Here is an 11830-nt window from a genome sequence, read left to right on the forward strand (position 1 = left end):
CGCGGATACCAGGAACCCTGCGATGCCTCATTGGCTGGTAATCGATCTGGAGGCCACCACCGATGACGGTGGCTGGCCCGTTACAGAAATGGAAATCATCGAAATCGGTGCCACCCTGGTGGACCGCAAAGGGCGCGAGGTGGATTATTTCCAATGCTTCGTTCGACCCTTGAAACGGCCGCTGCTGACACCGTTTTGCCGGGAGCTGACCCATATCACTCAGGCCAACGTCGACGCCGCTCAGACACTGAGCGAGGTCTGGCCTTCGTTCGAGCAATGGCTGGGGCAACATCAATCGGTTCTGGAGGGATGGGCCAGTTGGGGCGACTACGATCGCAAGCAACTGCTGCAGGAGTGGCAGCGTCTGCAACTGGACAGCGCTTTGGGCAGCGTACCGCACATGAATCTCAAACAACGCTTTGCCAAGGCCCGGCGCCTGGAGCGCCCGCTGGGACTCAATGCCGCATTGCAACTGGCGGGCATGCAGTTCAATGGCCAACAGCATCGGGCGCTGGAAGATGCGCGCAATACAGCGCGTTTGTTGCCACAGGTTCTACCCCTCGAGAGGTGACGGCGTTCGAGGCCTTGTGCATACTGGCCAGCCCTTTTTAGCCCTTTTCGAGGAATCGCCCATGTTTAAAGTCAACGAGTACTTCGACGGCACCGTCAAGTCGATCGCCTTTGGCACCGCTGAAGGTCCTGCGACCATTGGCGTCATGGCTCCGGGCGAATACGAATTCGGCACCAGCCAGCGTGAAATCATGCACGTGGTGACCGGCGCCCTGACCGTCAAACTGCCTGACAGCACCGATTGGGAAACCTTCGCCGCCGGCAGCCAGTTCAACGTGCCCGCCAACAGCAAGTTCCAGCTGAAAGTAGCCGTCGATACCGCTTACCTGTGCGAATACCGCGGCTAAAACCCCGGGTTTTCACCGCGACAAAAAATGCCCGCGTCCTTTTGGGACGCGGGCATTTTTCGTTCAGGGCATTTTATTCCAGGATCGTCACCGGCATACCGACTTCAAGTTGGCCGTTGCTATCGTTGACCAGATTCTGGCCGAACATCGCGCCATCGGCCTCGGAACGGTATTTCTGCAACGTAGCCAAGGGTTCGCGATCTTCGCTGCGTTCACCGGTTTGCGGGTCGATGGTGGTCAGAATGCAGCGCGCGCAAGACTTGACCACACGGAACTCGACATCGCCGATACGGATACGCTTCCAGCCATCCTCGGCATACGCCTCGCTGCCCTCGATCACCAGATTGGGCCGAAAGCGCTGCATTTCCAGCGAGCGCCCGACCTTTTGCGACAAGTCCTCCAGGGACGCCTGGCCGATCAGCAACAGCGGGAAGCCATCGGCGAACGCGACCTGATCATCGTCCTTGCCGTAACCCGATTGGGTCGTTCGCGCGCGATCAAGCGGCACTTGCACCAGGCGCGTCGGTTTGCCGATGAATTCGCTGACCCAGGCAGCCGCCTCGACACCAGCATCCGGCACACGCAAGGTGTCGCGCCAGATCGTCACGCCTCGCAGTTCCGCGTCGCTGGCGGGCAATGCGATGTCGATGGGTGTGCGGCCTGCGGCGCTGAGGGTCAAGCCGCCAGCGGCGTTCCACAACGCCGACAATTGACTCATCTGCGCCACCGCACGCTGGGTCAGAAAGCGCCCGCTGGCCTCGTCCACCAGCATCCAGCGTCGATCACCGTCCAACCCCAGTTTATCGAGGCCGATCGATTGCAGGCTCTCGCCCTTGCCGGATTTCAATGGATAACGGTAAAGCGCGCTCAGACGCAGCATGGCCAGCTCCCTGGTGGACAAAAACGCCACCCTATACGAGCTTGATCGCCGAATCAAAGGCTGGCATCAGCGCCAGCCTGTCGGGTTGTAATCAGGCAGGGACTTCGTCGAGCATCAAGCGCTGGCGCACCACGTCGACGAGTTTGTCCGGCTGGAACTTGGAGAGGAAATTGTCACAGCCGACCTTCTTGACCATCGAGTCGTTGAAGCTGCCTGACAACGAGGTGTGCAACACAACGTAAAGGCCACGCAGGCGCGGGTCGTTACGGATTTCGGTGGTGAGGCGATAGCCGTCCATTTCCGGCATTTCTGCGTCGGTGAACACCATCAACAGTTTGTCAGTCATGGACACGCCAGTATCGGCCCATGCCTTGAGCATGTTCAGCGCCTTCAAGCCGTCGCGGGCGATGTGCATCTTCACGCCCAACTGACCCAGCGTGTCGCGCAATTGCGACAGGGCCACATTGGAATCGTCCACCAGCAGCACTTCACGACCACGGGCGCGTTCCAGCACCGGGTCGTCAAGTTTTTCACGGGAGACCTTGGCGTTGTACGGCACGATTTCAGCCAGCACTTTTTCGACGTCGATGATTTCCACCAACTGATCGTCGACCTTACTGATGGCCGTCAAGTAGTGCTGGCGGCCGGCGCTGGTCGGAGGGGGCAGGATCGCTTCCCAGTTCATGTTGACGATGCGGTCGACGCCCCCTACCAGGAACGCCTGTACCGAGCGGTTGTATTCGGTGACGATAATCGTGCTGGTCGGGCTTGGCACCAGCGGACGCATGCCGATGGCCTGGGACAAGTCGATCACAGGCAACGTCTGCCCCCGCAGATTGACCACGCCACAGACAAAGGGATGGCGCTGCGGCATCAACGTCAGTTTTGGCAGTTGCAACACTTCCTGCACTTTAAAGACGTTAATTGCGAACAATTGCCGGCCGGCCAACCGGAACATGAGAATTTCCAGGCGATTCTCACCCACTAGTTGTGTGCGTTGGTCTACCGTGTCGAGAATGCCGGCCATCAAATGACTCCTGGGCTTGTTCTGTTGAATTCACTAAAGGGAGTTATCGGCTGTTATCGCCAGATCTTGACCCCAAGACAAAATGCCACGAACGAACATTGATGTCACATTAACATCATGCTTTACTGGCTACGTGATCTCATCTGCTACATTCCTTGCGGCGCGACCTCGGTTTGCACGTTCGGTTCCCCCGTGTAAGGGATTCCCCTAGTAACAATCAGGCCCAACCTGATGTTCGCAATATCCAATAGCCATTAATGTGACGCCATTCTCATTGCATGAACGGAGTCAGGCTTTTGTGTGCGATCGCAGGTAAGTGGCCATCCACCCTCTCGAGTTCCCCAGCCTGTGTCCAGGCTTGCCGGAGCGCGATCTCATGCCGGCATGGCAGTGTCGGGACATTGGACGTCCTCGTTGACACACGCGACATCCCCTCATTTGACACGACGTTGTGGAGATAAGCATGCCAAACCAACCCAAGCAGTGGGCCCAGCGATTACCCGAGTTTCTTGTCGAAGCTGAAACGCTCCTGGCCAAGTCGGAGGAGTGCCTGAGCCATCTGCAACTCATCAGCAATGACAAAGACGCAATCGATTGCATGCTCAGCAGTCTGCTAAAACTGGCGAGCAGGGCCGATGCCCTCGCACTGGAAGCCGTGTCTGAATTCTCACTGCATATCCATGGTTTGTTGAATCACGCCCAAAACCACACGGACTTGCACGAACAGGCGCTGGAGGCCTTGAAGGACTGCTTCACGTTGATGGCCTGGCAACTCGAACTTATCGATCAGACCACCGGCCAGCTCAGCCTGGATGACAGTGAACAGGCTTCCCTGATCGAAGCCTTTGCGTTTCAGGTCGGACACCGTCAATTTCAGCCGTCGGTTAATTCCAAACCGTTCACGCTCGTTTCTTATTCGGAACACCAGGCTTAATTCGCCAGATACCCCGCCGTGTCACCTATTCTTATTGCCATGAGGCTGCTCGGTAACTTGAGTACGCTCATGTCGCAATTGAATATTTCATACCTGTCAACGACAGTTCGATATCAATAAAAACTCTCCATTCCCGCAAACTTTTTCCATTGTAGAACTATCGTCCAATAGCGATTTTGCTGACCTTATGGACATATATAGCGAACGCGACCAACGGTATCTTAAGTGGTATTATGCCGACCATTAGTTGACGCCAATTAATGGCATAGTGAAGCCAGAGCAAGAAACAGCGCCCATAAAAGTTGGAAGCTTTCTTAATCAAGGGACTGCACATTGCTTGAAACGAGTCATTAACGATTTTCAAATCCAGCCCCGTCAGCGACCATGGTGGAGCTGCCCGCAGCGAACATTCATTGGCTCCATCCGCTATGTACGCCAGCCTCAAGTCACTCACGCCATGGCCACCTTCCCCAAAAAATGCGCGGCGGCTCACGCTTTTGCTATGCCTGTGCTCGGCGCTTGGCAGTGTGTTGATTTTCTGCATTTCCGCACCGCTGCCGGCGAGCCTGATGGTCCTAAACCTGGTGGTGCTGGCGGTCGTCTGGGGGCAAGGTCATTTCTCGCGCAAGTCGATCAAGTTTGAGCCGCAAGAACTGGCGGACCGCCTGCTGCAAGTCCAGGAAAACGAACGCCACCGGCTCAGCCGCGAATTACATGACGACATCGGCCAGTTGCTGACCGCTGCAAAACTCCAAAGTGAATGGCTCAAACGCCGGATGCCGGAAGAAATGCAGGACCAGTGTTCGACGCTCTGCGACACACTGGACGAAACCCTGACCAAGGTTCGCGATGTCTCGGCCATCCTCAACCCGAGACAGCTGACCAGTCTCGGCCTGGAAGCCAGCCTGCGGGCACATCTGCTCAAGACCCTGGCCAATACCTCCATACACTGGAGCCTGGAATGCCACCAGCGCCTGACCGGAATACCGGAGGAAATGTCGGTGGCCGCCTTTCGAATCACCCAGGAAGCGGTGACTAATATTCTGCGTCACGCCGAAGCGAAAAATCTGTTGGTCCGCTTGCAACGTTTGCCCCAGGGCCTGACGCTGTTAATCAGTGACGATGGCCGGGGTTTCGCGCCAGCAGCCGACCCCGGCAGAGAGGGACAACGCGGGATGGCCGGGATGCTGGAACGGATCGAGCAACTGGGCGGCACCCTGTCCGTGACCAGCGAGCCGGGCAAAGGCACTCAAATTGAAGCACTCTTTCCCTGGGCGCCCCGGGCGCTTGAACGGGCCAGTTCGAATAAGGTTATGCATTGACTTGTAACTTACTTCTGGTGGATGACCACTCGCTTATCAGGGCAGGCGTGCGCGCTCTGGTGCTGGACATTCCTGGCTACGCGGTAATCGGCGAGGCCAACGACGGCTCGCAACTACTGGAAATGGTCGAGAAACTGTCCCCCGACATCGTTCTGCTGGATATCTCCATGAGAGAGACCGGCGGCCTTGAAGCCTTGCAACGGCTCAAGCGGGTGCGCCCGCAAAGCAAGGTGCTGATCCTGTCGATGCACACCGATCCTGCGCTGATCATGCAGGCGCTCGAATCTGGAGCTCACGGCTACTTGCTCAAGGACACCACGGCGACCGAGCTGGAACATGCCCTGGACGCCCTGCGCAACAACGAACGTTATCTGAGCCCGGCCATCGCTCACACGGTGATCAACCAGGCACTGATCCGCAACCAGAAACAGCCGCCGCAGACCACGGACTCGCACAACCTGACTGCTCGGCAACTGGAAATTCTGCGACTGATTGTCCGCGGAAAATCCACCCGGGAAATCGCCAATGGCCTGGGCCTCAGTATCAAAACCGTTGAAACCCATCGCTCGCAAATCATGAAGCGCTTGCAGATCTACGACGTGGCGGGCCTGGTCCTGTTTGCCGTGCGCGAGCAAATCATCAGCCTGGACGACTAGCTGTTTTTCGATGTGCTGAGCAGCGGCGAGTGCTCAGGCAAATGCACGCGCAACGCTGCCGGGCGCGCACTGAAGCGCAGACTATCGCCCTCCAGAGGCTCGCCATCCAGATTAATGTAGAGGCCCTCGGAAACCTTGATCTCTACCCATGGCAAGCGGGCTCGCACAAACATGTTGTCGATGCCAAATCCGTCGGCCAGCAGGTTCTTCAACGTACTGACTACCTCCTGCGGCGCCGGCAAGATGCTGATATCCAGCAGACCATCGTCCGCCAGCGCTTGCGGGCACAGCACATGACCACCGCCTGCTTGCCGGCCATTGCCGATGCCCAATGCCAATAACTCACCACTCCAGTGAAAGTCCGGTCCCTGCAACTCACCATAAGCGGCATGCAGCTCGCTGAAGCGCGACAAACCTGTGAACAGATAGGCGGCCCCACCGAGGACCTTTTTCAAGTCTTCGGAAGTGTTTGCCGTCACCTGGCTACCGAACCCGCCGGTGGCCATATTCAGAAAGATCTGCCCGCCAACCTCCCCCAGATCAATGGCGTGGGGTGCAGCCTCCAGCAGGTCCAGGGCCAGCGCCGGCTCCAGCGGTACACCGGCGGCGCGAGCAAAATCGTTAGCGGTACCCAAAGGCATCAGCACCAGACTGGCCTGGGTTGATTGCCCCGCCATGGCCTCGGCGATGTCACGCAGGGTGCCATCACCTCCACCAGCAATCAGGTGCGTATACCCTGCACTCAGCGCCTCCTCTACCAATCGCTGGGCGTCACCCGCCTCCCAGGTCAATCGGACGGCCAGTTCCCAGCCCTGTTTGCGCTTGCCTTCGACGGCCGTGCGGACCTCCTCGTTGAGTGCCTGCTTACCGTGCAGAATCAACAGCGCCTTGCGCTCACCCATTGTTTTCGTCCCCATGGTTGAAATCCGTATGAGAGATGTTGACCTCAGGGGTGCCGAAAAAAGTCGGCAGAAATTGAATTATTTCAACACCAGTGCGTTGGCGTCCTACAGGGCTGGGATTTTTCTTACGAAACGTGAGGAATCGGCTCAATTGACCCGTCAGGGGGATTAGTAGACCTTGGTGCCTGTGGTTTTCAATCATCATTAGCAACCCCACATGGATGTGCACACAATGAACAACCCCGCTACAAAAGCCCTGAAAAGCACAATCGACAACGGTATCGGCCGCTCCAGTGATCTCAACGCAAGGAGCGTTTCAGCCTATGCAAAGCCATGACCTCAGGTTACCAATGGGGGCGGTGCCGCCGTTCGCAGAAAGTCGCATCAATCATCATGCTGAATCTGACAACAGTGCAAAGTCCACTGGAGGAGTTGAAATGGAACCCCGTGTCATTGAACTGGAGACACACCTCAAATACATCCGCAGAGACATGGACGAAGTGCGTAATGACGTTAAATCCATCAAACACCGACTGGCCTACTCGGCGGGCGGAACAGCCGTGGTCCTTGGGTTGCTGGGCTGGGTCGCCAACAGCCGCTTCGAACAGGTCGTGACACTTCTGGCCCGTTGAACCTCAGACATGCACGCAAGGCCCGGTAGACGCAACCGGGCTTGCGCGACTACGCAGTGACAGGGATCAGCCAAGCAACTCGCTTAGCGCAATGAAGCTCACATATTCACCGGCAACCAGCGTGCGATCTTCCAGCACCTCGACCAGGCCATCGGCCCAGGCGGCACTGCGAAGTACCCCAGAGCTCTGGTTCTTGTAGATGGTTGCCCGACCATTTTCCAGGCGTCCACGCAAGTACTCCCGGCGATTGCCAGCCTTGGGCCAGTCGAATCCCGCAGGCACCTGAAATTTTAACGGCTCAACCTCTTTCACTCCTTGACGGCGCAAGAGATAGGGCCGGGTCAACAAGGCAAAGGTGACCAGGGTCGACGCCGGATTACCGGGCAAACCAATCACCGGCACGCCGTGAAAATGTCCGACCGTCAGCGGTTTGCCAGGTTTGATGGCGAGTTTCCACAAGGACAATTCACCTTCTTCGCGTAAGGCGATGCCCAGGAAATCTGCCTCACCCACAGACACCCCGCCGGTTGAAAGGATCAGGTCGACATCCTTCAACTCCTCCAGGCGAGCACGGGTGGTGGATAAATCATCGGGAAGGATGCCGGCATCGATCACTTCACAACCCAGGCGCCACAACCAGCTGCACAGCAGCACACGATTGCTGTTGTAGATCTGTCCCGGTCCAAGCCCCTGTCCAGGTTCTACCAATTCGTCCCCGGTAGACAGGACTGCAACCCGAACCTTGCGCACCACCTCCAGCTCAGCGCATCCCAACGACGCCGCCAGGCCCAGTTCGATGGGCCCCAGGCGCGTACCTGCGGGCAATACAAGCTCGCCAACAGTCGTCTCCTGGCCTTGCGGCCGAATATTTTGACCGACACTCAGGGTCTCCACGAATCGGACTCGCTCATCCGCCTGAACCTCGGCGTTCTCTTGCATCTCGACGCAATCGGCCCCTGCGGGCACCGGTGCGCCGGTGAAAATCCGCGCACAGGTTCCTGGCTTCAACGGCTCAGGTGCCTGACCGGCAAAAATCTTCTGGCTGACCGGCAGCGGTTCTCCCGTCCAGTCAGCGATGCGCAAGGCATAGCCGTCCATGGCACTGTTCGGCCAGGGCGGCAGATCGAGCGTCGAGATCAGGTCTTCGGCCAACACACGCCCTTCGGCCTGTGCCAACGGCAGGCGTATACGCTCAGGTATTTTTGACGACTCCGCCATTTCCAGCAGACGCGCCAGCGCCACCTCGACAGCCATGAGGCTGCCGGTTTTGCCGGCCTTACCCGCGGGATTCACAGGGTGCCGCCTGTTTCAGATGAGCCACGAAATTGCATGGGCGGTGCCGCGAATCCAGCTGCTCGGCCAGAATGCCGTCCCAGCCGGTACGCACCGCGTTGGTCGAACCGGGCAAACAGCAGACCAGCGTGCCATTGGCCAACCCCGCCAAGGCTCGGGACTGAACTGTCGAAGTGCCGATGTCTGCTACTGAAATCTGCCGGAACAACTCACCGAAACCATCGACCTGCTTGTCCAGAAGGCAACTCACTGCTTCCGGTGTACTGTCGCGCCCGGTGAACCCGGTGCCACCGGTGATCAACACCACTTGCACGACATCGTCGGCAATCCAGTTGGCGACTTGTGCACGAATTTTGTAGAGGTCATCTTTAAGCAAAACCCGAGCGGCCAGGTTATGACCGGCAGCGCTCAAGCGGTCGACAAAGACCTGTCCTGACGTATCGGTTTCCAGGGTACGGGTATCACTGACAGTCAACACCGCGATATTGAGCGGCGCGAAAGGTACATCAGCCTTGGCTTTCATAGGCTCGTCCAGTTGTAGGATAAACAGCCCGGTGTTATATCACAGCGCCTCATTTTTTCGACGCCCCCATGGAGACTTGCCATGATCCCGAATACAGATTTACCGCCCTGCTCCATTTTGCTCCTGGCGGGGGGGCGAGGCCAACGCATGGGCGGTCAGGACAAGGGATTACTGGAATGGCATGGCGAGCCACTGATTGCGCATCTGCATCGCAAAACCCGCGCGTTGAGCGATGACCTGATCATCTCCTGCAACAGGAACCTGGAAAAATACGCGCCTTACGCCGACCAGTTGGTCCATGACGACGAAGGTGATTTCCCGGGACCGCTGGCGGGTATCCGCGCCGGCCTCAAGGCTGCCCGTCATGGGTTATTACTGGTGTTGCCCTGCGACGTCCCACGCATTGATGCCGCCCTGCTCCATGACATGCGCGAAACCGCCCACCAGCATCCGGGTAAACCGTTGATGCTGCGGCATGGCGAACACTGGGAACCCTTGCTTTGCATTATCCCGACGACCCTCTTGATGGATTTCGAAAAGGCATGGAATGAAGGTGAACGCAGTCCGGGGCGTCTCATGCGCAAACTGGGTGCCACTGCCCTGCAGTGCCCCGAAAATGACCCTCGCCTGGCCAACCTCAATACACCGGAGCTATTAAGCTCACACAACACTGTGTCAGACTGACGGGAGAAGGAACTTGCGCACGATGTATACGTCTCAAGCTCAGTAACCAAAAGAATTCATATTCGGAGACACACTCATGACTCAACGGACCCTCGCCTCTTTCATGCTCGCCTTGGGCCTTGCGACCCTCGCCGGTTGCGCATCGCCTACAGTGATCACCTTGAATGATGGTCGCGAAATCCAGGCCGTCGACGCGCCAAAATACGATGAGGAGTCGGGTTTCTACGAGTTCGAACAACTCGATGGCAAACACACCCGCATCAACAAGGATCAGGTCCGTACCGTTAAAGAGTTGTAATCTTTAGGCACCTCCTGATACGAAAAAGCCCGCTTGATGCGGGCTTTTTCTTGCCTGAAGGATTGCGATCACCATTGCAGGGTGATGGTGCTTTCGAATTCACGCTCAAGCCCCGTGACCGGGTCCAAAAACCGTAAACCCTGCGCCAGCAGTTTCAAGGGGTTGGCGTAGTCGTCCTGGGCATCCTTGAGCACCTGTGGATAGAACGGATCATTGCAGATACTGGCACCGAGCGCGGTCATGTGTACTCGCAACTGATGTTTCTTGCCGGTCACGGGATAAAGTCCATAGCGCCAGAGATCACCGTTCCTTTCCCTGACCTCCACGGCTGTCTCGGTATTGCTGGCGCCCGGACCTTCCTGCATGCGAAAGAACGGCTCGCCATCGATCAACCGGCTTTTATGAACCAGTGGAAACGAAAGCTCAGGTAATGCCCGGGCGATCGCTTCGTAGCGTTTTTCGATTTGTCGTGTAGGAAAAAGTGACTGGTAAGCCGAACGGCTCTGAGGGTTCGCAGAAAACAGCACCAACCCCGCGGTATGCCGGTCAATACGGTGCAATGGCACCAGATGCGGGTTATCCAGTCGACGGATCAGCCGTCGCAACAACGTCTGCTCTACATACTCGCCAGCCGGAGTCACCGGCAGAAAATGCGGCTTGTCCGCCACTACCAGGTGCTCGTCGGCGTACAGGATCGACTCGACCACCGGGATCTCTTTTTCGTCCGGGACCTCACGAAAATAGTGAATCCGCAGGCCTTCCTTGTAAGACAGATCAAGCGCAATCGGCATCCCGTGCGCGTCGAGCACACGGCCACGTGCAATTCGGTCCAGCCATTGTTCACGACCGATTGCACTGAAATGTTCGCACAAACAATCGAGGACGGTCTGCCACGGCCCCGGCGGCAAATAAAGCGTGCTGGCCTGGTTATGTGCAGCAGAAAAAGATGAAGTGGACATACGAAAGCTCTGACCCTTAATGCAGGACGGCATTATCCCGCACTGGCCGGATCACACCTAGAAGATAATCCTCACGCCGGTATCTGCGTACGCGCTGCCGCCTCAGTGAACTCCTTGAGCCAGCGCAATACATCAACCGCTTCCCAGCGACCGGGATCATAAAGCGCATACAACAACCCCTGATACCCCACGACATCCAGCTGCCGGTGATAACCGGCGCGCTGGAACAACGCCTCTATTTCGGCGAAGCAGGTATTGAAATGCAGCTTGTTGAAGGGGGTTTTTCCTTCCGTGACCAGCCCGTCCAGACGCAACTCGATGACAGCCTCGCGCACAACATCGACCGACATCTTGTTCACGCTGTTTTTCAATTGTTCGACATTGACCACGATTAATCCCTCTCATGCCCCGAACCGACTCTCCCCACTGAAAACCAGGAGTAGCCGTCAGACAAACGAATAGCTGTATACGCATACAGCATCCGAAGAGGACCGATTAAGCCAAGGGGATCCATCGCAAAGTTCGACAGACGGGTAAGTGAGGCCGCAAAAACCGCTTAACGCAGGAACGCTACCACCTCATCGGCACTGAATGGCCAGTCCAATTCAGCCCCGGTATCGACTCGACGCAGCACCGGAATACGCAAGCTGTAAGCTTCAAACCACATTTCGTCGTCAGCGATGTCCACCAATTCAACCAGCAGACCATGTTCGACAAACGGCATCAGCTCCGCTTCGGCGACTTCACAGAGATGGCACCCAAGAGTGCCGAACAGCTGACATTCAGGAGGCATGAGCGCTCAA

Annotated in this window: 16 protein-coding genes; 8 read left to right on the top strand and 8 right to left on the bottom strand. The window is 57.2% G+C overall.

Annotated elements, in window-relative coordinates; translation table 11 throughout:
* Positions 1-22: 22 nt before the first annotated feature.
* Both BLQ41_RS26115 and ppnP read left to right on the top strand, forming a co-directional pair.
* A complete protein-coding gene (locus BLQ41_RS26115) occupies positions 23-571 on the top strand; it encodes an exonuclease domain-containing protein (RefSeq protein WP_090186325.1) in 549 nt (182 codons plus the stop codon).
* A 61-nt stretch (positions 572-632) separates the two neighbouring features.
* A complete protein-coding gene (ppnP, locus tag BLQ41_RS26120; RefSeq protein ID WP_010461229.1) occupies positions 633-917 on the top strand; it encodes a pyrimidine/purine nucleoside phosphorylase in 285 nt (94 codons plus the stop codon).
* A 73-nt stretch (positions 918-990) separates the two neighbouring features.
* Here the strand turns inward: ppnP and BLQ41_RS26125 are convergent, their stop codons facing one another.
* A complete protein-coding gene (locus tag BLQ41_RS26125) occupies positions 991-1797 on the bottom strand; it encodes an MOSC domain-containing protein (RefSeq protein ID WP_090186328.1) in 807 nt (268 codons plus the stop codon).
* 91 nt (positions 1798-1888) lie between these two features.
* A complete protein-coding gene (locus BLQ41_RS26130) occupies positions 1889-2824 on the bottom strand; it encodes a chemotaxis protein CheV (RefSeq protein ID WP_090186330.1) in 936 nt (311 codons plus the stop codon).
* Between the two features lie 463 nt (positions 2825-3287).
* Between BLQ41_RS26130 and BLQ41_RS26135 the strand changes: the two genes are divergently transcribed.
* The 3 genes from BLQ41_RS26135 to BLQ41_RS26145 all read left to right on the top strand — a co-directional run bounded on the left by BLQ41_RS26135 (position 3288) and on the right by BLQ41_RS26145 (position 5736).
* A complete protein-coding gene (locus tag BLQ41_RS26135; protein ID WP_090186333.1) occupies positions 3288-3758 on the top strand; it encodes a hypothetical protein in 471 nt (156 codons plus the stop codon).
* A 428-nt stretch (positions 3759-4186) separates the two neighbouring features.
* Positions 4187-5080, top strand: coding sequence for a sensor histidine kinase (locus BLQ41_RS26140; protein ID WP_090186336.1), 894 nt, complete (start codon positions 4187-4189; stop codon positions 5078-5080).
* Positions 5077-5736, top strand: a complete 660-nt coding sequence (locus BLQ41_RS26145; protein ID WP_090186338.1) for a response regulator — start codon at positions 5077-5079, stop codon at positions 5734-5736. Before BLQ41_RS26140 ends, BLQ41_RS26145 begins: the two co-directional genes overlap by 4 nt.
* On the opposite strand, the gene yegS is transcribed toward BLQ41_RS26145, so the two are convergent.
* The gene (yegS, locus tag BLQ41_RS26150) at positions 5733-6638 is read right to left on the bottom strand and encodes a lipid kinase YegS (protein ID WP_090186341.1); all 906 of its coding nucleotides are present in this window, start codon (positions 6636-6638) and stop codon (positions 5733-5735) included. The two genes, BLQ41_RS26145 and yegS, sit on opposite strands and share 4 nt — an antisense overlap.
* Before the next feature lie 323 nt (positions 6639-6961).
* On the opposite strand from yegS, the gene BLQ41_RS26155 reads away from it, so the two are divergent.
* The gene (locus BLQ41_RS26155; RefSeq protein WP_090186343.1) at positions 6962-7270 is read left to right on the top strand and encodes a hypothetical protein; all 309 of its coding nucleotides are present in this window, start codon (positions 6962-6964) and stop codon (positions 7268-7270) included.
* A 66-nt stretch (positions 7271-7336) separates the two neighbouring features.
* Here the strand turns inward: BLQ41_RS26155 and BLQ41_RS26160 are convergent, their stop codons facing one another.
* Entirely contained in the window at positions 7337-8524 is a 1188-nt protein-coding gene (locus BLQ41_RS26160; protein WP_167360551.1) for a molybdopterin molybdotransferase MoeA, read from the bottom strand.
* Positions 8525-8546: 22 nt separating this feature from the next.
* Complete coding sequence (moaB, locus tag BLQ41_RS26165) at positions 8547-9086, bottom strand: molybdenum cofactor biosynthesis protein B (RefSeq protein WP_090186349.1); 540 nt, start codon at positions 9084-9086, stop codon at positions 8547-8549.
* 81 nt (positions 9087-9167) lie between these two features.
* On the opposite strand from moaB, the gene mobA reads away from it, so the two are divergent.
* Complete coding sequence (gene mobA, locus BLQ41_RS26170) at positions 9168-9770, top strand: molybdenum cofactor guanylyltransferase MobA (protein WP_090186351.1); 603 nt, start codon at positions 9168-9170, stop codon at positions 9768-9770.
* Between the two features lie 76 nt (positions 9771-9846).
* Positions 9847-10068 (top strand): YgdI/YgdR family lipoprotein, encoded by a 222-nt coding sequence (locus BLQ41_RS26175; protein WP_090186354.1) that lies wholly within the window; start codon positions 9847-9849, stop codon positions 10066-10068.
* A gap of 68 nt (positions 10069-10136) precedes the next feature.
* On the opposite strand, the gene BLQ41_RS26180 is transcribed toward BLQ41_RS26175, so the two are convergent.
* From BLQ41_RS26180 to BLQ41_RS26190, 3 genes are all read right to left on the bottom strand, one after another.
* Positions 10137-11027 carry a pseudouridine synthase gene (locus BLQ41_RS26180; protein WP_090186358.1) on the bottom strand — a complete coding sequence of 297 codons (891 nt, stop codon included), beginning with the start codon at positions 11025-11027 and terminating at the stop codon, positions 10137-10139.
* Between the two features lie 71 nt (positions 11028-11098).
* Complete coding sequence (locus BLQ41_RS26185) at positions 11099-11416, bottom strand: transcriptional regulator (RefSeq protein WP_090186362.1); 318 nt, start codon at positions 11414-11416, stop codon at positions 11099-11101.
* A 167-nt stretch (positions 11417-11583) separates the two neighbouring features.
* Positions 11584-11820, bottom strand: a complete 237-nt coding sequence (locus BLQ41_RS26190) for a glutaredoxin family protein (RefSeq protein WP_090186365.1) — start codon at positions 11818-11820, stop codon at positions 11584-11586.
* Positions 11821-11830: the final 10 nt, after the last annotated feature.

This window comes from Pseudomonas arsenicoxydans, from assembly GCF_900103875.1.
Lineage (GTDB): Bacteria > Pseudomonadota > Gammaproteobacteria > Pseudomonadales > Pseudomonadaceae > Aquipseudomonas > Aquipseudomonas arsenicoxydans.

What these genes read in the sequence shown, in the direction of transcription:
- BLQ41_RS26140 (WP_090186336.1), top strand. Translation starts at nt 4,187, where the DNA reads ATGTACGCCAGCCTCAAGTCACTCACGCCATGGCCACCTTCCCCAAAA.
- BLQ41_RS26155 (WP_090186343.1), top strand. Translation starts at nt 6,962, where the DNA reads ATGCAAAGCCATGACCTCAGGTTACCAATGGGGGCGGTGCCGCCGTTC.
- ppnP (WP_010461229.1), top strand. Translation starts at nt 633, where the DNA reads ATGTTTAAAGTCAACGAGTACTTCGACGGCACCGTCAAGTCGATCGCC.
- BLQ41_RS26115 (WP_090186325.1), top strand. Translation starts at nt 23, where the DNA reads ATGCCTCATTGGCTGGTAATCGATCTGGAGGCCACCACCGATGACGGT.
- BLQ41_RS26125 (WP_090186328.1), bottom strand. Translation starts at nt 1,797, where the DNA reads ATGCTGCGTCTGAGCGCGCTTTACCGTTATCCATTGAAATCCGGCAAG.
- BLQ41_RS26135 (WP_090186333.1), top strand. Translation starts at nt 3,288, where the DNA reads ATGCCAAACCAACCCAAGCAGTGGGCCCAGCGATTACCCGAGTTTCTT.
- BLQ41_RS26160 (WP_167360551.1), bottom strand. Translation starts at nt 8,524, where the DNA reads ATGGCTGTCGAGGTGGCGCTGGCGCGTCTGCTGGAAATGGCGGAGTCG.
- BLQ41_RS26175 (WP_090186354.1), top strand. Translation starts at nt 9,847, where the DNA reads ATGACTCAACGGACCCTCGCCTCTTTCATGCTCGCCTTGGGCCTTGCG.
- yegS (WP_090186341.1), bottom strand. Translation starts at nt 6,638, where the DNA reads ATGGGTGAGCGCAAGGCGCTGTTGATTCTGCACGGTAAGCAGGCACTC.
- BLQ41_RS26190 (WP_090186365.1), bottom strand. Translation starts at nt 11,820, where the DNA reads ATGCCTCCTGAATGTCAGCTGTTCGGCACTCTTGGGTGCCATCTCTGT.
- mobA (WP_090186351.1), top strand. Translation starts at nt 9,168, where the DNA reads ATGATCCCGAATACAGATTTACCGCCCTGCTCCATTTTGCTCCTGGCG.
- BLQ41_RS26180 (WP_090186358.1), bottom strand. Translation starts at nt 11,027, where the DNA reads ATGTCCACTTCATCTTTTTCTGCTGCACATAACCAGGCCAGCACGCTT.
- moaB (WP_090186349.1), bottom strand. Translation starts at nt 9,086, where the DNA reads ATGAAAGCCAAGGCTGATGTACCTTTCGCGCCGCTCAATATCGCGGTG.
- BLQ41_RS26130 (WP_090186330.1), bottom strand. Translation starts at nt 2,824, where the DNA reads ATGGCCGGCATTCTCGACACGGTAGACCAACGCACACAACTAGTGGGT.